This is a genomic window from Lacrimispora sanguinis (assembly GCF_044987295.1).
Taxonomy (GTDB): Bacteria; Bacillota; Clostridia; order Lachnospirales; family Lachnospiraceae; genus Lacrimispora; species Lacrimispora celerecrescens_B.
In genome coordinates this window covers 1125063-1149033 of the sequence record NZ_CP173277.1, presented here as the reverse complement: position 1 = coordinate 1149033, position 23971 = coordinate 1125063, and the positions used below count along the sequence as shown (strand labels likewise).

Sequence of the window (23971 nt, the reverse complement as noted above, 5' to 3'; positions counted from 1 at the left end):
CGATGCCCTTATCTTTTTTTTACCAAAGAATGGAGAAGATGAAAATGAACTACTACGTTTATAATCGGCCATCAGGAGCTGTCAGCTATGAAAATCCTCCGCGCTTTACCTGGATGCCTGCAGAAGACGGAGAGATTTATACCATAGAGGTTTTTAATTCCCAGCACGAGCCATGTTACCGTTTTGATTCGGTACCAATTAATTTTTATACACCCGATATGGTGATGGAGCCTGGAGATTATACCTACCGTATTCTATCAGGAGAAAAGACACTTGTATCGGAACAACCGTTTTCGATTTCTAAGAACGCTGCCATCACTCCATTAAAAGGCCGTGAACACCGTTACGATGCAATAAGCGCTCATCCAAGGATCTGGCTAAATCAGCCTGATATCACACGTTTAAAGGAAAGATCCCAGACGGAACTCCAGCCTTACTGGAACAGATTTCTAGAAACCGGGGTCAGACCATGGGTAGGTACTTCCCCTCATAACGAGCCCCTTCCTTATCCCAATAACAAACGTGTCATTCCCATTTGGCGGAAGATGTATATGGACTGCCAGGAAGCGCTTTATGCAGTAAAACATTGCGCGGTGGCATGGAGAGTCACCGGTGCCCCCGACTGTCTGGCTACCGCCAAAAACTGGCTTATGACCATTGCCTCATGGGATACAGCCGGTCCTACAGCCCGTTCCTATAATGACGAAGCAGCCTTTCGTATTATCACAGCCCTTGCCTGGGGATACGACTGGCTCTATGAGGACTTGACTTCCGAAGAACGGAGATTAGTTAAATCAACACTTCTTACACGGGCCCGGGAACTATATGATTACGTAAAAAACCAGATAAAGATTCACATAAAGCTTCTGGACAGTCACGGCGTACGCTCACTGTCTATGGCTCTTGTTCCAGCCGCCCTGGCGCTTTACGAAGAGGAAGCAGAGGCGGTGGAATGGCTGAACTATACGATCGAATATTTTTTTACCATGTTCAGCCCTTGGGGCGGAGATGATGGCGGATGGGCTGAAGGCCCCACCTACTGGCAATCTGGGGTATCCTTTTTTACAGAGGCCATCAGCCTGATCAAGAAAGCTACCGGACTCGATATCTTTAAGCGTCCGTTTTTTAAGAATACCGGAGATTTTATCCTTAACACCTATTGTCAGGATACCCGGTTCATGGCCTTTGGAGATATGTCAGATCTGGGTGATTATCCCGGGTTAAAAGCAGGTTATACGATGCGCATCTTAAGCGCTACCAGCGATTCTCCGAATCGCAGGCAATATGCATGGTATTACGAACAGGCAAAAAAACGGGGAGAAGGGACGGAACACCTGTTTTATAATTATGGATGGTGGAACTTCGATTTTGATGAACTGTTTTTTCATATGCTCTATACACCCACACCTATAGAGATTCCTGATAATCGTACGACCGTTAAGTGGTTCCGCGATATTGGCTGGGTCTGCATTCATAAAAATATGGCCGATGAAAAGAGGCATCTTGCCTTTTATTTTAAATCCAGCCCCTATGGTTCCGTAAGCCACAGTCATGGAGATCAGAACTCTTTCGTTCTCCATGGGTTTGGAGAACCTCTTGCCATCCAGTCTGGGTATTATATTGGCTATTGGAGCAGTATGCATACGGAATGGCGGCGTCATACGAAGTCAAAAAATGCGATTTTGATAGGAGACAAGGGACAGTTTGCACAATTGCACCAGAAGACGAAGGCGGAAGAAATGAATGGATCTGCAAAGTCCCAGTTTGAAAGCCTGATGGCGGCAAACGGTACCATTGAAGAATGCAGCACTTCGGAAGGCTCCATTTATATAAGAGGAGATGCCTTAAATGCATACCGTAAGACCGTTCCTGCCCTGCTGTCTGCAAAGCGTCACGTATTAATGATAGAGGAAACTTTCTTTTTAATCATAGATGAGATAGAGCTGTCACAAGAAGAAACCGTAAGCTGGCTGATGCACGGCCTTCATGAGTTTACGCTGGGGAACAATTCTTTCTCCAGCAGCCATCAGGGGACGGGGGTAGATGTTTTATTTACTGGCAGTTCTATGGTTCTTGAACAGACAAATCAATTTGAAGGCGTGAATCCAAATGAAACCGAAGGCCTGAATATGCAGTGGCACATAAAGGCAACAACAGAAAAGCCCCAATTAAGCCATAGAATCGCATCTTTGCTTTATCCGTATCGGGAAGAGGACAAAGAATTCTTTGCATTGAATTCTGCCGAAGGCGATGAGCTGATTATCACAAGAACGAAACAGTCTTCTGCATCAGCCGGAAATGCAGCAGGAAAAGAATACCACGTAAGAAAGAAGGTGGATTCCTGGCAGATCCTGGCTCAAACAGAGTAAAATGTAAAAAGGAAATTCCAGGTACTTTTACAAGTATCAGGGATTTCCTTTTTGATTTCTGTACTGATTGGTTAAGATTGGTTACGACTGGTATTCACATATGTCAGTGCCAGTTCGATCAGGCATTTGTGAGGTGGAGCCATGTATAAATCCTTTCGATAAAGAATCGAATGGATTCTATATAGCTTAGGATCCAATGAAAAACTGGTAATTTGCTTATATGGAATATGGTACCCGACAGGAATAAAACCTACTCCGATATTGCTGGAAATCATGTCACAGATGGACTGGGCCTGAGAGGTCATGCAGGCAATGGTTGGGTTAAAATCCTGCTTATCAAAGAAATCTTCTATCAAATATCGGATACAGGATCCTTTATGCTGCAAAATGAAGGGGGTGTTATGGAAATGTTCCAGCAGCTGTGCACTGGTAAGGGAATGCCGGCGGTTTCCTTTTACTTTCTGGCAATAAGGATGGAGACTGGGCGCAGCAAATACAACCTCCTCCTTCTTAAGCTCGATGCTCTGCCCCTTGTATTGCTCCAGAGAATTAGCGGTCACAAAAGCAAGGTCGATCTCCCCTCTTGATATAAAATTACTCATAGAGTCCAGGTTATCGTCTGACAGAACCAATTCAACTTTGGGATAATATTGACGAAAATCTGCCAGGATACAGGAAAGCATATGCCTGGCACTGGAAGCTGAGGTACCGATGCGGATACGGCTGGAATTGGACACACGTTTTATGTCTTTTGCCAGATTGTCCGTTAAGAAGATTACTTTTTCTGCATATTCAGCATAGAGGCTTCCTACCGGCGTGAGCGTATAGGTGCCGTTGGATCTTTGAAACAGCGGCGTTCCCAGCTCCATTTCCTGTTTGGTAAGAAACTGGCTGAGTGTGGGTTGTGATACGTATAGCTTTTTGGCGGCTTTCGTCATATTGCCGGTTTCAGCCAGAGCAAGGATATATTCCAGATATCTGATGTCCATAGAAGGCCTGCTTTCTTTTGTTGTACTATTTTGATTATAAGAATTGGCTATAATAAAAGTAGGAAAGGGTTATTGGATAAAAAACATAACTAAAGATATAATTATAACCTGAAAGTGGTAAAAAACTTATATTGAAAAAGGAGATGGAGCATTATTAATTAAAAATCAGCTATTTTGTTATTGTATCAGAGAAAAGCAATAATGAAAATAGAAAATAGGATATAAGTTCCTGCTATAAAGATGAAATGAGATCATACATAGCGAAACAGATGGTGTGGATCTGGTTATTACAGGGGAAGGCAGAATGGACTGGCAGTCCGCTTTTGGCAAAGTACCCAGTGGCATCGGTATGAGATGCAAAGCCAAAGGAATTCCGGCAGTTGCCATTGTAGGAAGCATGGGAGAAGGTGCAGAAGCAATCTATGACTATGGAATAGAAAGCATTTTAACCACCATACAAGGGGCAATGCCTGTGGAGGAGGCCATGGAGCGGTCTATGGAGCTGTACCGGGGAGCTGCCTTGCGCACCTTTCGGCTGTTGCGGGCAGGAATGAGTCTGATGGCACTGAAAGATTCCCCTAATTCCTCTCTGATTAAGGGGAATTAGGGGAGCTATAGGTGAGCATGAATTTTATTTTATAATAAATGGAAAGCCAGAACAAGTGATGCAAATACAATAGAAACCATGGAAGTAAGCTTAATGAGAATGTTGATGGATGGTCCTGAAGTATCCTTGAACGGATCACCTACTGTATCGCCTACGACCGCAGCTTTATGCTGGCTGCTTCCCTTTCCGTCATGTGCGCCCTGTTCAATATACTTCTTTGCATTATCCCATGCGCCTCCGGAGTTCGCCATCATGACAGCAAGAACAAAACCTGTAACGGTATTGCCGGCAAGAAGAGCACATACGCCTTCCGGCCCTAATAATAAGCCAATGACAATCGGAATAACGACGGCTATCATGGCCGGTGCGATCATCAGCTTTTGCGCCGATTTTGTACACATATCAACGCAGGAAGCATAATCCGGTTCCGCTTTTCCTTCCATAATACCGGCTATGGTCTTAAATTGACGGCGGACTTCCAATACGATGGACTGTGCGGCTTTGCCTACGGCCTCCATGGTAAGAGCAGCAAATAGGAACGGTAATACACCGCCAATAAACAATCCTACAAGCACCTTCGGATTGGTTATGGTTAAATCCAGATTTAGATCCGGTTGGATCTGATGTACTTTATCAACATAGGAAGCAATCAGGGCTAGAGCGGTCAAAGCAGCGGAACCGATAGCAAATCCTTTTCCTGTGGCAGCAGTGGTATTGCCAAGGGAATCCAGTGCATCTGTTCTCTGTCTTACGGAAGCATCCATATGTGTCATTTCAGCAATGCCTCCGGCATTGTCAGCGATTGGTCCGTAAGCATCCGTAGCCAGTGTAATACCTAAAGTGGATAACATTCCGACAGCTGATAAACCAATGCCGTAAAGTCCAAGATTAAAATCATTTGCACCTCCGGAACAATAGTAACTTACAAGGACGGAAATACTTACGATTATTACCGGCGCAACAGTAGAAAGCATGCCCAGGGATAATCCGCTGATGATTACGGTTGCGGCTCCTGTTTCACTGGATTCCGCTAATTTTTTTGTTGGGCTATAGGTATCTGATGTGTAATATTCTGTAATTGCTCCGATTAAAACACCTGCAATTAGTCCTGAAAGAACGGCTGCATAAAGTCCCATATGACCGGGAAGCATCATCTTTATTATAAAAAACGCTGCAACAACAATAATTGCCGCACTAATATAAGTACCGGTTCTTAGGGCTTTGAGAAGGTTCTTCTGAGAGGCGCCTTCCTCTGTCTTAACAAAAAAGGTACCAATGACGGATGCGACAACACCAAGCGCTGCCAGCAGCATCGGTATAGACACGCCTTTAACCCCGTATCCAGCAGCAACCGCAAGAGCTGCAGTTGATACAATAGAGCCCACATAAGATTCGTAGAGATCAGCGCCCATTCCGGCTACGTCACCTACATTATCACCTACATTATCGGCGATAACAGCCGGATTACGCGGATCATCCTCTGGAATACCGGCTTCTACCTTACCGACAAGATCAGCCCCCACATCTGCTGCCTTGGTAAAGATACCGCCGCCAACCCTGGCAAAGAGGGCCATACTGGAAGCACCCATTCCAAAGGTCAGCATATTCGCTGTGATTTCTGTAATGCGTTGTTCTACAGGAAGATGCTGAAAAGCTGCGTTTAAAATAAAATACCAAATTGAAAGATCCAAAAGACCAAGCCCGACTACCGTAAATCCCATAACCGAACCGGCTGAGAATGCTACCTGGAGTCCCTTATTCAAACTTTTTGAAGCTCCTTCAGCAGTTCTGCAGTTAGCCATGGTTGCAGTACGCATACCAATGAATCCGGAAAGACCTGAGAAAAAGCCGCCCGTTAAAAACGCAAACGGGGTAAAAAAGCTTAGGAAACCGTTAAATGCCATAATGAGTAATATACAAAAAACAGCAATAAAAAATATTGCAACTCCTGAATACTGCCGTTTCAAGTAGGCATTTGCCCCTTTTCTGACTGCTTCAGAGATCCGGGCCATTTCCGAGGTGCCTTCCGGTTGCTTTTTAACACGAAGGAACATGACCCAGGCAAAGATAATCCCCAACAATGACCCCATTGATACAAAATAAATTGCATCCATTACTTCATACCTCCAGTATAATATTTTGATGATTTCATTATAGTACCAAATTATATATATTTTCAACAAAAAAATAATTGAATTTACTAAATAAAGGTGCATTTTGGCCAAGTATTATGTCGAAATATAGTTTTTTGCATTATTTTTTAACAGTTTTTTAACGGCGCACCCTGCTCTGTCATTCCATCGGTAACAGTGGTTTTCTAATAATGATAATATTCGGAACTTGCTGGATTATTATCTGCGTTAATAGTAAATTTATTATTTCTTTTGGATAGAGACAAAAAGAGCTCCTTGCCCCTCACGAATGAGGGGCAAGGAGCTCTTGCTGCCATTGACGTTATTCATTTGCAGAAATTGATCGTAAGCGCTTAATTCACACCTGGGCCATTGCTTCCGGTGACAGAGGGAGGAGTAACCGCCCCTTCGTTCTGGTTGTTGGTATTCTGGGCTGTCTGAGTGTTTTGTGCTGTCTGGACAAATGTAGATTTACCTGCTTTTTGCAGATATTCCATAATACCTTTTGCATCTGCCTCACCCAGTGCCTTATATTGTTCCTCTGTTGAAAGAAACAGGGTCAAGTCGCTGGTATGGTTTAAAAAGCCGTGTTCAATGATAAAGCCTCGGATTCCATACATCTGGGAATAGCGGGGAATCGCATAATAATCGGCCTGGCTTCCATCGGGGAATAATGTTCCGTTCTCTGAATCCCGCAGGATCAGTCCACGGTTGTTAAGTCCCAGACCATTTAACTGCTTTAAGATCGTATTAGCGGCTTCCTGGGACTGGAGAGCCAGGTCGTTATTAAAGCGGCCGGTTCTGGGGGCCATGGAGCTTACTCCGTAAGCATTCTTCACGGTACCGTTTCCTAAAGCCGAGTCTACATGCTGGCTTACGAAAAGATCTGCCTGCACGGAGGCGGCAAAGGCGGCCCGCTGATCCAGAGGGATGGTGACTTCTGCGCTGTCCTTAGTTAAATAAACCGTATAATTGGAAAACTGTTCCAGATACTGCTTTGTATAAGTAGCGATCTTCATGGTGATTTCATCTTCATAATAGGTAACTCCATTATATACAAAGTTGCAGCCGGAATAATGCCCGCCTGTCTTTCCGTGTCCCGGATCCAGAACTACGATAAAGTTGGAGTTGTTGTTTCGCATGCCCGGTCCTATTTCAGGTGTCATTGTTTTGGTTACCGGAGGTGCAAAGGCCGGCCCGATTTCTTCTTCTGCCCATGAGACGGAAGAGGAGGTGGTGGAAATAAGAACGGCAAGTAAAAGGGCCTTGGCGGCTGCAGGCAGTAAGTTCTTTAATTGTGTCATGATCGATCCTCCAGAATAATGGCTTTTTGCCTAACATTATAACACTCTTTGGCAGATTCTGTAAATGGTCTTCTATGAATTTGTCGCTTATTGTGGTAAAATGTACCGATAAAGAATAATAGAAAATGGAGACTGAAACATGAAGTATTATTTTGCCCCCATGGAGGGGATCACCGGCTATGTTTACCGGAACGCTCACCACAAGTTTTTTAAGCAGGTAGATGTATATGTCATGCCTTTTATTGTGCCCACACAGAACCGGAAGTTTTCCTCCAGGGAAAAAAATGACTTTCTGCCAGAGCATAACGTAGGACTGCATGTGATTCCTCAGATTCTCACCAATAAAGGGGAAGATTTTATATGGGCGGCAAATGAACTAAAACAATTCGGATATGAAGAGGTGAATCTAAATCTGGGCTGCCCTTCTCCCACAGTCGTTACGAAGGGCCGGGGATCCGGCTTTCTTGGGGAACCGGAGCTGCTTCAAATATTCTTTGATCAGATATTTTCTGCCCTGGATATGAAGATATCCGTAAAGACCAGGATTGGAAAGGACAGCCCGGAGGAATTTGGGAGACTCATGGAAATTTATAATAAATATCCGATCGAAGAATTGATTATTCATCCAAGGGTCCAAAAGGACTACTACAAGAATGAACCGAATTGGAACGTGATGAAAGAGGCTGTCTCTTTAAGCAAAAATCCTCTGTGCTACAATGGAAACTTGTTTTCAGCGGAAGATTATGAGAAATTCACCACAGTGTTTCCTTCCATAGACCATATCATGCTTGGAAGAGGATTGGTTGCCAATCCTGGTCTTGCAGGGGAAATGAGAGATGGGGAGAAAATGGATAAAAGGCAGCTAAAAGCCTTTCATGACGAGATTCTTATGGGTTATGAAGAGATCATATCGGGGGACCGCAATGTCTTATTTAAGATGAAAGAGCTGTGGGCATATATGATCCAGATGTTTGACGGCGGTGAAAAACATGGGAAAAAGATTAAAAAGTCCCAGCACCTTGCAGATTACAGAGCAGTGGTTGACAGCCTTTTTGGAGAACTGGATTTAAAAGAATCGGGAGGGGCTTTTGGCGGCATATAAGTATGGAATGTACGCTTATAAGAAAATTACAAAATGATTATAAATTTTTTTAATCAATGAATTGACGTTTCAAGCTTGAACCTATAGTTACTATAGGATATATAATGACCTCGATTTAAACGACGGCATGATGCCGTACTGAAAATGGAGGGATAACATGGTTTCAAAAATATTGATAAAAAATGCCAAAGCAATTATAACCTGCGATGAACATGACCATGTGTACAAAGACACCGATATCCTGATTGAAGGGCCTAAGATTTTGTCAATAGGCCCCGGGATAAAGGAAGAAGGCGCACAGGTCATTGACGGATCAGGAAAATTTGTTTACCCGGGACTAATCAACACTCATCATCACTTCTTTCAGACCTTTGTAAGGAATCTGATCACCATTGATTATCCGAATCTGACAGTCATGGACTGGATCGATAAGATCTACCGGATTTTTCAGATCGTTGACAATGATGTCATTTATTATTCCACTCTTACGGCTTTTGCCGATTTAATCAAGCACGGCTGCACCTGCGCCTTTGACCACCAGTACTGTTATACGAAGAAAACCGGCAAGGATCCGGTGGATAAGCAGATGGAAGCAGCAAATCTTATGGGAATCCGCTATCATGCAGGGAGGGGCAGCAACACGCTTTCAAGGAGCGAAGGAAGCTCGATTCCAGACAATATGCTGGAGACCACCGATGAATTCTTAAAAGATTGCGAAAGGCTTATCCGTCTTTATCATGATCCGGGTCCTTATTCCATGCAGCAGATCGTCATGGCACCCTGCCAGCCAATTAATTGCAGACCGGAAACATTTATTGAAACCGTTGCCGCAGCCAGAGGTATGGGCGTGCGGATGCATACCCATTTAGGGGAAGGGGAGACGGAAGGGATCAAGGCCCGCTATGGAAAACGCACTCTGGAATGGTGCAGGGATATCGGCTTTATAGGAGAAGACGTCTGGTATGCACATAACTGGGAAGTGCTTCCCGAAGAATACAAGCTGCTTGCTGAAACTGGAACCGGGATTTCCCATTGTCCTACGCCGGCTGTGCTGGGAGGCTTCCCGATTCTTGATATTAAGGCCATGCAGGAGGCCGGAGTTCTTATAAGCCTTGGCTGTGACGGATCCGCAACCAATGACAGCTCCAATCTTCTTGATGCCCTTCGCTCTGCTTATATGATGCAGACTTATCATACAAAGGAAAGAGGCGGCTGTGCGTCTGCCTATGATATGTTAAAAATCGCAACCATCAATGGAGCAAAGACTCTGGGAAGACCGGATCTGGGCTCTCTGGAACCGGAAAAGGCAGCCGATTTATTTATGATAGATGCAGAAGCCCTGGAGCTTGCAGGAGCAATCCATGATCCCAAGAATCTCCTTGCAAGGGTTGGCTTGACAGGAAACGTATGGCTCACTATGATTAATGGAAAAGTGGTTTATAAGGATGGCGTGATCACTGGAGTGGACGAGAAGCGGCTGGCTTCTGAAGGAGAGGCGGTCTGCACCAGAGTGATACGTAAGCCAAGTGAGGCATTCCGTCCGTTTTTATAAGCCGCCTGATCATAGAAAGTTGAGGAAAACGGTTTGAAGGAATTTTTATCCATTGGAGAGATGGGATCTCTTTTCGGTCTGAATATACAGACCCTGTATTATTATGACAGCATAGACATATTTAAACCAAGAATGCGGGATATGAAAAACGGCAGGAGAAAATATGAGTTTGACCAGATTTATGAGCTGGCAACCATATGTTACATGCGAAAGCTTGGATACTCCCTGGAGGAAATCACAAAGCAGCGGAGTACACAGCATGCCGGTTCCGCTCTGGATTCCTTAAAGCAGCGTTCAGAGGAGCTTCACAGGCAGTGGATGGAGCTGATTTCCATTGATGAGGCCATTCAGAGAAAGCTTCGTTTTATTGAAGAAGAGATGGAAAATATCCGTACGGATGAGATTACCATCCGCCATTTTGAAGACAGGGCCTATCTTGCCATTGGAGAAGAAGAGATGATCTATCGGCAGAATTCCTTCTATTTTTATCCTACCATCGCCTTTTATCAGGGAGAAGGAAAATATTTCGGTGCCTATTTATATCCCTCCGGCGAACCATTGCCGGAGACGATCAGAAAGGATCAGATCCGTAAAATTCCTGCAGGCGATTTTCTATGCGGCTATCACCTGGGCTCTTATGAAACGGTACCTGCTACCATTGAGCGGATCCGAAACGCAAGACCGGATCTGGAATTTGAAGATCTAACCATTAATTTTAATATTCTGGATCAGTTTGTGGAAAACCAAAGCTCCAATTATATCACCCATACGCAGATCCGGATAATGAAACCTTAGCACAACGAAGGAATTGACAACAAGAGAGGAGAATCATTATGAAAAACTTAAAAAAATTAGCAGCCCTGGCTCTTGCTGCTTCCATGGCGGCTGCATCCTTAGCTGGCTGCAGTAAAAAGACAGAGACACAAACAGAGACCCCTAATACATCTGTATCATCTGAGACTTCTGATACTTCTAAAACATCCGAAACTTCTAAAACGTTCAAGGTAGCACTTTGCCTTTCCGGTGCGGCAAATGACATGGGCTGGTGCCAGTCCGCTTATGAAGGATTAAAGCTTCTGGAATCCGATTATGGCTGTGAGACCGCCTATACGGAAAATCTGACTCCTGATGACATTGAAGCCGCATTTGCCGATTATGCCGCCAATGGTTTTGATGTGGTGATCGGCCACGGCTACGAGTTCGGTGATCCTGCCGTAGAAGTGGCAGAACAGTATCCGGATACCAAATTCATTGTGACAGAGGGAGAGGTTTCCGCTGACAATGTGGCCTCCTATGTCACCAAATGCGAAGAAGGCGGTTACATCATGGGAATGCTTGCAGCAGGAATGTCAAAAAGCAATAAGATTGGTTTTGTAGGACCGATTCAAGGCGCATCCCTTGTTAAAATCATGAATGGCTTTGAAGATGGTGCAAAGTCCGTAAAGCCTGACATTGAAGTCCAGACTGCATGGACCGGTTCTTTTACGGATACGGCTCTGGGAAAAGAAGCCGCTCAGGCTATGATCGACAATGGAGCCGATGTCATCGGCCATTGTGCGAATGAATCCGGTACAGGGGCCATCAATGCAGCAAAGGAAGCAAAAGTTTATGCAACCGGGGATTCCTATGATCAGAATGGACTGGCTCCGGAGACCGTTCTTTCTTCTTCCGTATATCATATTCCAAATGTAATCGAAACAGCTTTTCAGACGGTGGCAGACGGAAGCTTTGCTGGAGGAATCTATGATCTGGGCATGAAGGAAGGCGCAGTGAGCATCGCTTCATACCACGAACTGGAGGCCGAAGTACCGGATGAGGTGAAGGCGGAGATTGAGAAAAAGGTATCAGCTATTGCAGCCGGAGAATTTTCAGTACCATGTGATACAAAGATCAGATAGGGAGCATTCTTATGCCATTATTGGAAATGAAACATATTACAAAGGCATTTTCCGGAGTGTATGCCAATGAGGATGTAACCCTTTCCGTGGAAAAAGGGGAAATTCATGCCCTGCTTGGGGAGAACGGAGCCGGAAAGACTACGCTGATGAACATATTATTCGGCATATACCAGTCTGATGGCGGGGAAATCTTCTATAAAGGAGAATCGGTTCGGTTTAAGTCTCCTGCAGATGCCATAAGCCATGGAATCGGCATGGTCCATCAGCATTTTTCACTTGTAAACCGGATGACAGTGCTTGACAATATTATTCTGGGTTCCGGCGGTAAAAAAGAGGTCCTTGACAGAAAGCAGGCTTCAGAAGAGATCTGCTCTCTGGCGGAAAAATACGGCCTTTTTGTTAAGCCTGATGAACTGGTTGGCAGTCTGTCCGTAGGAGAACAGCAGAGGGTGGAGATCTTAAAGGCATTGTACCGGAAAGCAGACCTGCTTATATTAGATGAACCCACAGGCGTTCTAACCCCTCAGGAAACAGAAAATTTCTTTCATGTGCTAAGGCGGTTAAAGGATGAGGGACATGGTATCATCATCATTACCCATCGCCTAAGTGAGATCATGGCGATCAGCGACAGGGTTACGATCCTAAGGGATGGAAAATCAGTTAAGAATCTGGTCACATTAAATACCACACCCGAGGAATTATCTGCCTACATGATCGGCAGGCCGCTTTCCCCTAAAACAGAAGACAGGAAAAAAACATCAAAGGAAGCAGCATTAAGCTTGGAAGGCGTCTCTTTATCAAAAAAGCGGGCTGGTAAAATGGCGCTGGATCATATCAGCCTTACGGTTTATAAGGGGGAGATCCTTGGAATCGCCGGAGTGGAAGGAAACGGGCAAAAGGAGCTTGCCGAGGTTATCACGGGAATCCGTAAGCATACGGAGGGAAACATCTCCTTTGATGGGAGTGCCATTGACAGCCGATCTGTGAGGGAGCGTTTCCATAAGGGCATCTCCTATATATCCGATGACCGTCACATGGATAGTCTGGTTGTGGACATGACGGTAACAGAAAATATGATTCTGCGTACCTACAACCGGCTGCCTTTTTCAAAGAAATGGATTCTGGATTATAAAAAGGCAGAGAACCGTGCTTTAGAAGCCATTGAAGAGTATGGAATACGTACTTCAGGAAAAAGTGGGACAAGGACGCCGGTAAAGCTTATGAGCGGCGGAAATCAGCAGAAGGTGATCTTATCCCGTGAGATATCAAAAGAGGCCAGGCTCATTGTAGCCAGCCAGCCTACCAGAGGATTGGATATCGGAGCAACGGAATTTGTCCATCAGACCTTAATCAGACAGAAGAACCAGGGAAAAAGCGTTTTGCTCATTTCTGCCGATCTAGATGAGATCCTCACTTTAAGTGACCGGATTGCAGTAATGTTTGAAGGACGGATCATGGGGATCCTTAACAGGGAAGAAGCGGATGTATTTAAAATCGGACTTTACATGGGCGGAGTAACGGAAGAAGGAGGAAGGCCATGAATCACATGAAAAAGTGGAAGGCAATAGAAGTGACGGAGGTTGCGTTCCTTTCCATTGCTATGGCAGTCATCCTTATCATATTGTCAGGGGCTGATCCTCTTACGGCAGGCCGGATGTTTTTTAACGGAATCTTTGGCAATGCAAGCGGCTTCGGAGAAGTATTTGTAAAAGCGACTCCTTTGATTCTCACCGGACTTGGATGTTCGGTGGCCTTTCGGACCGGTTTTTTTAATATCGGTGCTGAAGGACAATTCTACATAGGAGCCCTTGCGTCTGCCTGGGTGGCTCTAAATGCCACCGGAGTCCCGGGAATTTTTCGGATTATCCTTGCCATTGGATGCGGCTTTCTCTTCGGCGGCTTATGGGCTCTTATAGCAGCCATATTAAAAGCTAAGCTTGGAATATCAGAAATCATCTGCACCATTATGCTTAATTATATTTCTATGAATCTTTTGGGTATCGCTGTCCGTACCTTTCTCATGGATCCGGCGGGAAGCATTCCCCAATCTGAAAAAATAGATGCATCTGTCACACTTTTACGTTTTTTAAAGCCAACCAGAGTTCATACAGGTATCTTTATAGCCCTTGGAGCTGTGTTTTTTGTATGGTTTCTCATGGAAAAGACCACCTCAGGCTATGAATTCAAAGCCGTGGGCTTTAATAAACGGGCAGCGGCATGCAGCGGTATTTCTGTGGTGAAGAATATAATCCTGTCAGCAGTATTAAGCGGAGGCCTTGCAGGAATCGCAGGAGCTGTGGAGGTACTTGGAGTCCAGAAAAAGCTGCTTGAAGGAATTTCAGGAGGCTGCGGTTATACGGCAATCCTCATAACTCTTTTGGCCTTTAACCATCCGGGCGGCGTACTTTTGGTTTCCGTTTTATTTGCGGCTTTGGAAGTTGGGGCAAACTCCATGCAAAGGCAGATGGGAGTTCCCTCTGCGATTGTAGATTTTCTGATTGGATTTATTGTACTGCTTATCCTGGGCAGGGAACTTCTGACCGGAAAAATGAGAGCAAAGGAGGGAAAATAAATGATGCAGCAGATCTTAACTGTCGGCTTCCTGTCTGCCTTTTTGTCGGCAGCCGTGCGGATGGCTGTGCCTCTTGCCTACGCAGGGCTAGGGGAGACGATATCGGAAAAGTGCGGAATATTAAACATCGGAATGGAGGGCGTCATGCTTTCCGGGGCTTTTTTCTCCTTTGCAGGCACATTTTTTTCGGGGAGTATTCTTGTAGGGCTACTTTGCGGTATGGCGGGCGGAGCGGCTGTCAGTATGCTTCATGGAGTTCTGTCGATCAGGCTCTCTAAGGATCAGTCGGTCAGCGGGATCGCCATTAATATTTTTATACTTGGCGTCACCAGCTTCCTGTATAAACTGATGTCAGGGGGACAGTCCTACCAGCAGATCGAACCTTTAATAAAATTGCGGATACCGTTGCTTGCCGACATTCCACTCATTGGCAATGCTCTTTTTAATCAGGATATTTTAACTTATCTGATCTATTTTCTGGTCATGGGAGTATCGTTTTTTTATAAGAAAACAAATACCGGGCTTTCCTTTGCTTCCATCGGTGAAAGCCCTCGTGCCGCGGATTCAGCCGGGATACCGGTTTACCGGTACCAGTACATTTCCATGGTGTTAAACGGAGTTCTGGGCGGGATTGGCGGTGCTTATCTGGTTTTGGTACAGGTGGGGAACTTTTCGGAAAATATGACCTCCGGCCGAGGATACATTGCTTTGGCGGCTGTCATCCTGGGGCGTTATCTTCCCTTTGGAATGCTGGGAGCTGCCTTTTTATTCGGCTCTGCCAATGCGCTGCAGATCCGTCTTCAGGCAGTGGGAGTTCCTCTTCCTTCGCAGGCATTGTCCATGCTTCCTTATCTGATCACATTGGCGGCCCTGCTGGGCTCCGCCCACAAAAATCATGGGCCGGAAAGCCTTGGGAAGCCTTATGTGCGCGGTGCGAGATAAAGATTTTCCTATTAATGGAAACGCTTGGAGTCTTACTTTGTGAGATTTCAGGCGTTTTTTTAACCGAACCAAGTAAGTCCCCCACTTCAAATGCGAAAAGCATTAAGTGGTGGGTGGGGACTTACTTGTGTCAGGTGGAGTACAAGCTCCACCTGACAAGCAGCGATAGTTGCTATTCGGTTATGAGCAAGTAGCGAAGCGGATTTCGAATATCCCATTGACTAATTAATTTAACAGCTTTTGTTTGGTAATAATAAAAAAGGGAAATAGTCTGAAAACGAATATTTTGTGCTTCGGTGGTTGAAATTAACTATATGTTGTGGTATATTTTTACATATGAGATTCAATAACAGTTATTGATACTAATATAAAACATGGAATGGCGGGAATTATAAATGGACAAGACAGATGGAAAACAGGAAATCCTGGAATATTTTAAAGAGGTACCAGAGCTCATAGGCGTTTTAGAGGGAATCCGTAAGGATTGGGATTTGGCACCATATGATCTGGATCACCTCTCCGTAAAATTCACAGGGTTTTGTAAGAAAAATATGAGCCTTGGAGAACGGTTCGAGGCGCTCATCCAGGCGGCTGTGGAGCTGACGACCCAGGAGGCGCCGAACTGGGAGTATATAGGGGCAAGGCTTTCCATGCTGCGTTATGAAACCAGGTTAAAAGAAGAGCTGGACCGGAGAAAGATTGGCAGCTTTTATGATAAAATATGTTTCCTGACAGAAGACGGGCTTTATGGGGACTACATTCTGGAAAATTACAAAAAAGAAGAAATTGATCGGTATGAAGGCTATCTGGATCATAGCAGAAACCACCTGTTCAATTATTCCGGGCTGGAACTGTTGCTTAACCGGTATGTGATCCGCAGCCGCCGGAATGAGCCTTTAGAGACTCCCCAGGAAATGTTTCTTGGAATTGCCATGCATCTTGCCATGCTGGAAAGGGCTGACCGGGATCATTGGGTAAAACGGTTTTATGATATGCTCAGCACTTTAAAGGTTACCATGGCTACGCCCACCCTTTCAAACGCCAGAAAGCCTTATCATCAGCTTTCCTCCTGTTTTATCGATACCGTACCGGACAGTCTGGATGGCATTTACCGAAGCATTGACAGCTTTGCAAAGGTCAGTAAGTTCGGAGGAGGCATGGGCCTTTATTTCGGAAAAGTCCGTGCCGCAGGGAGTACGATCCGCGGCTTTAAGGGCGCTGCGGGAGGCGTGATCCGGTGGATCAAGCTGGCCAATGATACGGCAGTGGCAGTGGACCAGCTGGGGGTACGGCAGGGAGCCGTGGCAGTTTACTTAGATGTCTGGCATAAGGACTTTCCGGAGTTTTTGACTCTCAGGACCAATAACGGAGACGACCGCATGAAGGCCCATGATGTTTTTCCGGCGGTTTGCTATCCCAACCTGTTTTGGAAACAGGCAAAGGAGAACATAGAAGGGGACTGGTACTTAATGTGTCCTCATGAGATTCTGACAGTAAAGGGCTGGGCACTGGAGGATTCTTATGGAGCCCAGTGGGAGGAACGATATCTGGACTGTGTGAATGACAGCCGTATCCATAAGCGGATCATTCCCATTAAAGATATCATCCGCCTGGTTTTAAAGAGCGCGGTGGAAACAGGAACGCCCTTTACCTTTAACCGGGATATCGTCAATGAAGCCAATCCAAACAGCCACAGCGGCATCATTTACAGCAGCAACTTATGTACGGAAATTGCTCAGAATATGAGCGGGGTGGAACAGGTGGACCAGCAGATCCAGACCGTGGACGGGGAGACCGTGGTGGTCACCGTAACAAAGCCGGGAGACTTTGTTGTGTGCAACCTTGCCAGCCTTTCCCTGGGGAATATTGATCTTAAGGATACCAAAGAGCTGACCGAGCTTACAAGAAGTGCGGTCCGTGCTTTGGACAATGTAATCGATTTAAATTTTTTCCCAGTGCCCTATGCAAAGGTCACCAACCTCCGCTATCGCCCGGTGGGACTTGGGATAAGCGGATATCATCACATGCTGGCTAAGAACGGGATCTCCTGGGAGTCAGAAGAGCATCTTGAATTTACTGATAAGGTGTTTGAAGCAATCAATTATGCGGCAATTGAAGCAAGCTGTGATTTTGCAGAGGAAAAAGGAAGCTATGATCTGTATGAAGGAAGCGAATGGCAGACAGGGGCATATTTTGATAAACGGGGATATTGCTCTGAAGAGTGGATGCACCTTCGGGAAAAGGTGGCAGCCCATGGCATGAGAAACGGCTGGCTCATCGCCATAGCACCAACCAGCAGCACCAGCATGATCGCAGGTACCACGGCCGGGCTTGACCCTGTCATGAACCGGTATTATCTGGAGGAGAAAAAGAACGGTTTGGTTCCCCGGGTAGCCCCGGATTTATCGCCTGAAACATTTTGGAAGTATAAAAATGCCCATTATATAGACCAGAGGTGGTCCGTAAGGGCGGCGGGTATCCGCCAGCGCCATGTGGACCAGGCCCAGAGCATGAACCTTTATATTACCAATGATTACACCCTTCGTCAGGTGCTGGAGCTTTATATCCTGGCTTGGGAAAAGGGTGTGAAAACCATTTACTACGTCCGTTCCAAAAGTCTGGAAGTGGATGAATGCGAGGCCTGCTCCAGCTAAAAAACGGTTGGGAATAATAAAACAAGAGAATGCGGAGAAAACGATATGGAACAATTAAAAAAAAGACCCCTTTTTCATCCGGATGGGGAAATTGAGGTAAGAAAACGGCGGATGATCAACGGCAATACCACAAACCTCAATGATTTTAACAATATGAAATACACCTGGGTAAGTGATTGGTACCGGCAGGCCATGAATAATTTCTGGATTCCTGAAGAAATTAATCTAAGCAGGGACAGGAAGGATTATCCCTTATTAAGTCCCGAAGAACGTAGAGCTTATGATAAGATATTATCCTTCCTGGTGTTTTTGGACAGCATCCAGACCGCTAATCTGCCGGCTCTAGGAGAATATGTGACTGCCAATGAGATCAATCTCTGCCTTTCCATTCAAACCTTCCAGGAGGCGGTGCACAGTCAGAGTTACAGTTATATGCTGGATTCCATCTGCGAACCTCAGACTCGGAATGAGGTGCTCTATCAGTGGAAGAGTGACCCTCATCTTCTTGCACGTAATACCTTTATCGGTGACCTGTATAATGAATTCCAAAAGGACAAGAGCGCGTTTGCATTTATGAAGGCAGTTGTGGCAAATTTTATTCTGGAGGGTGTGTATTTTTACAGCGGATTCATGTTTTTCTATAACCTAGGACGGAATCATAAAATGATCGGCTCCTCTCAGGAGATCCGTTACATTAATAGAGATGAGAACACTCATTTATGGCTGTTCCGAAATATTATTCTGGAACTTGAGAAGGAAGAGCCGGAACTGTTTACCAGGGAACGGGTGGAGGTTTACCGGAGTATGATCAGGGAAGGCTGTGAGCAGGAAATCGCCTGGGGCTGCTATGCCATCGGAGATGAAGTTCCCGGACTTACAAAAGAAATGATCACGGACTATATCATGTATCTTGGAAACTTACGCTGTGCAAGTCTCGGCTGGGAGCGGATTTATGAGGGTCATGACAGGGAGCCGGAAAGCATGTTATGGGTTAACCAGTACAGCAATGCCAATCTGATCAAAACAGATTTTTTTGAAGCGAAAAGCACGGCATATGCGAAAAGCAGCGCTCTGGTGGATGATCTGTAACAAGTAAGATTGTATTAAAAAAGATCGCCATTTCAATAATAATAATTGTTTTTGTTTTAACGATGTGATATAATCAAGAAAAACAATTCTTTAGGAGGCTATTTATGGAACGTATTGTGGTAATTGGAGCAAACCATGCCGGTACGGCAGCTATCAACACAATCTTAGATAATTATAAAGACAACAAAGTTGTTATATTTGATTCCAATGATAATATCAGTTTTTTAGGCTGCGGCATGGCTCTTTGGATCGGCGAGCAGATTCATTCATCCGAAGGCCTGTTTTATTGCAGCAAAGATATTTTTGAAAAAAAGGGCGCAAAGGTCTACATGGAAACAAGAGTAGAGCGCATTGATTATGATAAAAAGATTGTTTTTGCAGAGGGAAAGTATGGCCAGAGATACCAGCAGGAATACGATAAGCTGATCCTTGCAACCGGTTCTCTTCCTATTTCTCCTAATATTGAAGGAAAAGAACTGGACAACGTTCAATTTGTGAAATTATTTCAGAATGCGAAAGATGTCATTGACAAGCTGCATAACGATGCCTTGAAAGATATCGTGGTTGTAGGGGCAGGGTACATCGGCGTTGAACTGGCGGAAGCATTTCGCCGTGTTGGAAAGAATGTCACCTTAATCGACAATATGCACACCTGTCTGTCAAGCTATTATGATCAGGAGTTTTCCGATATCATGTCCGAAAACTTATCAAGCCATGGCATTAAACTGGTTTATAATGAAATCGTGACTAAGCTTGAAGGTAACGGCAAAGTGGAAAAAGTGGTCACTGACAAAAATGAATACCATGCTGATATGGTAGTACTGGGAATCGGTTTTAAACCTAACAACCGGTTAGGCAAGGATGATCTTGAACTGTTCTGTAACGGGGCGTTTCTCGTTGACAAGCAGCAGCAGACCAGCCGGCCGGATGTATATGCCATCGGCGATTGTGCAACTGTTTTTGACAACTCCATCCAAAAGACAAACTACATTGCTCTGGCAACCAATGCCGTGCGGTCCGGAATCGTGGCAGCTCATAACGTATGCGGAACACCTCTGGAATCCATTGGCGTTCAGGGATCCAATGGAATCTGCATCTGGAATCTGAAAATGGTTTCTACAGGGATCAGCTATGCAAAAGCCAAAAAGCTGGGATATGACGCAGCGGCGGTGGATTATGAGGATACTCAAAAACCGGCCTTTATTGAACATGACAATTACAAGGTAAAAATCAGGATCGTATACGATAAGAAAACCCGCATCGTTTTGGGAGCACAATTATGTTCAGAATATGATATTTCCATGGCGATCCACATGTTCTCCCTTGCGATCCAGGAGCAGGTAACCATTGACCGGTTAAAGCTGACGGACATCTTCTTCCTGCCACATTTTAATCAGCCCTATAACTATTTTACAATGGCTGCTTTGCAGGCAAAATAATTTTTTTAACCAAAAAAAGGAATAAGGTGAATCTTCAGGCAGTGTTGCCACAAGGTAATCGCAGCAGGAATTGCACAGGTCTTGACAATTGATTTCTTTCATGTTAGTATGAGAATGCTCTCCAGAAGAGTACCAGTCAGGGGCAGTACTGGTTTCGACAGGGGCTATGCAGCTGGTGAAGCTATCCGCATGCGATGCGTTAAATGGCAAACCTAAATATAAACGCTAACAATAACGAATTAGCATTAGCTGCTTAATGCAGCTTGTCGGCCTTAAGGCACTCACACTTTAAGATCCCGGCATCGACGATGTGAGAAACGACGTATGCAAAGCTTTGAGCATGCGGTCGTATTATGAAGCTACTGAAGCTGTCAGGGTGTTAGTTCCCGGGCGGTGGAGGGAATGTCAATAAACTAACTATGATAGTAGAAGAACAGGGAATTGGTTTTTGGACACGGGTTCAACTCCCGTCTGCTCCACTTAAAAAGTTTTTGAACGAAGTATGGCGTAGCGCATAAAGCTACGCCATTTCTTTATGTATCGGGTTATTTCGTTCTGTATTTTGTTCAATCAAGAAAATGACGGCTGAAAATTATTTATCATACCGTCGTCAAGCTTCTATAAATTATCACACTTAGAATGTAATTGTCTCTATCTGAATAGGTCCTAATCGTTCCGGGCAAACAAGTAAGCGTAACGTTGAACCGTATAAAGTTATGATAAAAGCACAAAGTTGCTACTTATTTTGGTTTTGCTTAGCCCGAAACCTTGCTATTGATAGTTGGTAGGCAGGATGGTATTCTATTTATAGATTTTTTATATTATGTGGGGAGAATGATTTTATGAAAGTTGTGTTTTTAATTGGAAATGCGTCCGTAGGAAAAATGACAGTTGGACAGGAATTGATGAAAATTACAGACTTACGTTTGTTCCATAATCATATGACAATTGAGCCGGTAATTGAAATTTTTGGCTCCTACAATGGGAAAATAATTTCCCGTTTAAGAGAAGTGGTATTTGAAGAATATGCAGCATCAAATAATTATGGACTTATTTTTACATATATGTGGGCATTTGACCAGAAGTCCGATTGGGATTATATTGAGCACGTCAAAGATATATTCAGACCATACGAAACGGAATTTTACTATGTTGAACTTGTCGCTTCAAGAGAAGTGCGTTTGGAAAGAAATACTACTGAAAATAGATTGCGCAATAAGGCATCAAAACGAGATATTATTATTTCCAATCAAAGATTAATAGTTGATGATGAAAGATACCGTTTAGTAAGTAATGACGGGGAAATACCATTTGATAATTACATTAAAATTGATAATTCAAATATATCACCTGACATTGTTGCTCAAAAAATAAAAGTGCTATTTGAATTATAGTGCGAAGCTTCAAAATTGAGCCCACAAAAAAAATATTTAAGAAAATTGAAATTTATAGCTAGTATAGGGTGTCACATCAATTTAATTTTGCATACATTAGCAATATAAAATTATAGAAACAGGAATATTTATATGGATTGTTCTCAAGGTGATCCCAGAATGGGCTCTGATGGAAGAGGCGTAGGCGGCAGAAGCGTAGGCGGAAGAGGTTTCGACAGAAGAGGTATGCGTGAAGAATTCGATAGAAGAATGGAATTTGACAGAAGGCAAGAATCTGAACGAAGAGAAGAATTCGATAGGAGACATGATTTTGACTCAAGATTTCCATTTTGGTGGTTGTTATTCTTCTAATAAGAGCAATTTAAGACGAACTACCGGCTATTAATATCTAGCTGGTAGTTTTTTGTTGCCCTAAAGGATTGCACGATAAAGGACTGCGATGGATCGGGTAAGCGCTAAATAGTAATTCACTTTCTGTATAGAGTCATGTATAATAAAGAAATCTGGACAAAGATAATTATATGGCCGTACTGAGCCACTGGAAGTCCAACTGCCGCATGGTAATCCTGGCTGAAACAAGAATACGAAACATAGTTATGTGAGGAGATAAAGGTATGCCACCAATACAGTTACTGATTAAACCAGCTTCCGGAAGTTGTAATTTAAGATGCAAATATTGTTTTTATCATGACGAAATGCAGAACCGGGAAAAGCAAAATTACGGATTTATGTCTTTGGATACCCTGGAGGAGATCGTTAAGAAAACACTGGCTTATAGTGAGCAACAGTGTGATTTTATATTCCAGGGAGGAGAACCCACTTTGGTGGGTCTTGACTTTTATAAAAAGCTGCTTGAATTTGAGCAGAAGTATAATATACGTAATGTAAAAGTCATGAATTCGATTCAGACCAATGGTTACCAGCTGGGTGAAGAATGGGCAGAGTTTTTTGCTGCAAATAATTTCCTGGTAGGAGTATCCCTGGATGGGATTAAATATACTCATGACGCCTACAGGGAGAATTCAGCGGGCAAAGGTTCCTTTGGTAAGATTATGAAGACCCTAGAGATGTTTGACAAAAAAGGGGTAGATTATAATATCCTGACGGTTGTAAATCGAAGAACAGCGGAGCGGATTACTCGAATATATGAATTTTATAAGAAAAACAACTGGAGATATCAGCAGTATATCGCTTGTCTTGATCCATTAGGAGAGCCTAAGGGTAGTCGGGAGTATTCTCTGACTCCGGAGGTTTATGGAGAATTTCTTGTAAATCTGTTTGATCTTTGGTATTTGGATTTATGTAAGGGAGAGCAGCCATACATTCGTCAGTTTGAAAATTATATCAGTCTTTTGATGGGATATCCCCCGGAGGCATGTGATATGAAGGGGTGCTGCAGCATCCAGCATGTAATAGAAGCGGATGGATCTGTTTACCCCTGTGATTTTTATGTAATGGATGAGTATAAAATTGGAAATTTCCTGGTAGATTCTATTGAGGAGATGGGAAACAGGGGATTGGAGAGTGGGTTTGTAGAGGCCTCCCTAAATAGACCAGAAGAGTGCAAGACCTGTAAATACGCATACCTATGTCGTGGCGGATGCCGCAGGAACCGTCAAATAGATGAGGCCGGCCATCTTGGTCAGAATTATTTCTGTTCATCTTATAAGTACTTTTTTGAGAAAACCCATTCAAGAATGGAAGAGATTGCCAGGCAGCTGATGCAGTCACAACTGAGGAATCGGTAAGGGAATTTCCATCGCTATATACGGCCGCAGGAGCAGAGTAAAGTCAGGAAACCGGCGGTTTTCACATCTTGTCTATATGTCCCATATAATATAGTACAATTAAAAAAGGGAGAGGTGTGAAATATGTGTTGCTTTTTTGGAGGCTGCAGAAATAACTTTGGATGTAACTGCAGATGCTGT

17 protein-coding genes, 1 other RNA gene and 1 pseudogene are annotated in these 23971 nt (G+C 44.2%); 16 read left to right on the top strand and 3 right to left on the bottom strand.

The features are described from left to right. Positions 1-44 precede the first annotated feature (44 nt). Complete coding sequence (locus ACHZES_RS05320; RefSeq protein WP_395548870.1) at positions 45-2369, top strand: DUF4962 domain-containing protein; 2325 nt, start codon at positions 45-47, stop codon at positions 2367-2369. Between the two features lie 71 nt (positions 2370-2440). Here ACHZES_RS05320 and ACHZES_RS05315 read toward each other — a convergent pair whose 3' ends face one another. After that, entirely contained in the window at positions 2441-3358 is a 918-nt protein-coding gene (locus tag ACHZES_RS05315) for a LysR family transcriptional regulator (RefSeq protein ID WP_395548871.1), read from the bottom strand. Positions 3359-3626: 268 nt separating this feature from the next. On the opposite strand from ACHZES_RS05315, the pseudogene ACHZES_RS05310 reads away from it, so the two are divergent. Beyond that, positions 3627-3965 (top strand): annotated as a pseudogene (locus tag ACHZES_RS05310) (glycerate kinase); the annotation flags it as partial. Between the two features lie 29 nt (positions 3966-3994). On the opposite strand, the gene ACHZES_RS05305 reads toward ACHZES_RS05310, so the two are convergent. Beyond that, entirely contained in the window at positions 3995-6079 is a 2085-nt protein-coding gene (locus ACHZES_RS05305) for a sodium-translocating pyrophosphatase (protein WP_395548872.1), read from the bottom strand. Between the two features lie 371 nt (positions 6080-6450). Beyond that, entirely contained in the window at positions 6451-7401 is a 951-nt protein-coding gene (locus tag ACHZES_RS05300; protein WP_038282569.1) for an N-acetylmuramoyl-L-alanine amidase, read from the bottom strand. 139 nt (positions 7402-7540) lie between these two features. On the opposite strand from ACHZES_RS05300, the gene ACHZES_RS05295 reads away from it, so the two are divergent. From ACHZES_RS05295 to ACHZES_RS05230, 14 genes are all read left to right on the top strand, one after another. Then, positions 7541-8503, top strand: a complete 963-nt coding sequence (locus tag ACHZES_RS05295) for a tRNA dihydrouridine synthase (protein ID WP_395548873.1) — start codon at positions 7541-7543, stop codon at positions 8501-8503. Positions 8504-8660: 157 nt separating this feature from the next. Further along, positions 8661-10055 carry an amidohydrolase gene (locus ACHZES_RS05290; RefSeq protein WP_038282566.1) on the top strand — a complete coding sequence of 465 codons (1395 nt, stop codon included), beginning with the start codon at positions 8661-8663 and terminating at the stop codon, positions 10053-10055. 33 nt (positions 10056-10088) lie between these two features. Beyond that, on the top strand, positions 10089-10850 hold the full coding sequence (locus ACHZES_RS05285) for a MerR family transcriptional regulator (RefSeq protein ID WP_154524558.1): 762 nt from the start codon (positions 10089-10091) through the stop codon (positions 10848-10850). A gap of 38 nt (positions 10851-10888) precedes the next feature. Beyond that, a complete protein-coding gene (locus ACHZES_RS05280; protein WP_154524556.1) occupies positions 10889-11953 on the top strand; it encodes a BMP family protein in 1065 nt (354 codons plus the stop codon). 11 nt (positions 11954-11964) lie between these two features. Further along, positions 11965-13494, top strand: coding sequence for an ABC transporter ATP-binding protein (locus ACHZES_RS05275; RefSeq protein WP_395548874.1), 1530 nt, complete (start codon positions 11965-11967; stop codon positions 13492-13494). A 59-nt stretch (positions 13495-13553) separates the two neighbouring features. Further along, positions 13554-14525 (top strand): ABC transporter permease, encoded by a 972-nt coding sequence (locus ACHZES_RS05270; RefSeq protein ID WP_395548897.1) that lies wholly within the window; start codon positions 13554-13556, stop codon positions 14523-14525. Continuing rightward, positions 14526-15467, top strand: coding sequence for an ABC transporter permease (locus ACHZES_RS05265; RefSeq protein WP_038282558.1), 942 nt, complete (start codon positions 14526-14528; stop codon positions 15465-15467). It abuts the gene before it with no gap. Positions 15468-15862: 395 nt separating this feature from the next. Then, the gene (locus ACHZES_RS05260) at positions 15863-18121 is read left to right on the top strand and encodes a ribonucleoside-diphosphate reductase subunit alpha (RefSeq protein WP_395548875.1); all 2259 of its coding nucleotides are present in this window, start codon (positions 15863-15865) and stop codon (positions 18119-18121) included. Between the two features lie 45 nt (positions 18122-18166). Next, positions 18167-19210 carry a ribonucleotide-diphosphate reductase subunit beta gene (locus ACHZES_RS05255; protein ID WP_154524550.1) on the top strand — a complete coding sequence of 348 codons (1044 nt, stop codon included), beginning with the start codon at positions 18167-18169 and terminating at the stop codon, positions 19208-19210. Positions 19211-19314: 104 nt separating this feature from the next. Next, on the top strand, positions 19315-20649 hold the full coding sequence (gene nox, locus ACHZES_RS05250; RefSeq protein WP_395548876.1) for a H2O-forming NADH oxidase: 1335 nt from the start codon (positions 19315-19317) through the stop codon (positions 20647-20649). A gap of 139 nt (positions 20650-20788) precedes the next feature. Further along, positions 20789-21131: a transfer-messenger RNA gene (gene ssrA / locus ACHZES_RS05245) on the top strand. A 360-nt stretch (positions 21132-21491) separates the two neighbouring features. Further along, a complete protein-coding gene (locus ACHZES_RS05240) occupies positions 21492-22043 on the top strand; it encodes a hypothetical protein (RefSeq protein WP_395548877.1) in 552 nt (183 codons plus the stop codon). A gap of 159 nt (positions 22044-22202) precedes the next feature. Further along, entirely contained in the window at positions 22203-22394 is a 192-nt protein-coding gene (locus ACHZES_RS05235) for a hypothetical protein (protein ID WP_154524546.1), read from the top strand. Between the two features lie 263 nt (positions 22395-22657). Continuing rightward, complete coding sequence (locus ACHZES_RS05230; protein ID WP_395548878.1) at positions 22658-23791, top strand: anaerobic sulfatase maturase; 1134 nt, start codon at positions 22658-22660, stop codon at positions 23789-23791. The last annotated feature ends 180 nt before the right edge of the window (positions 23792-23971 follow it).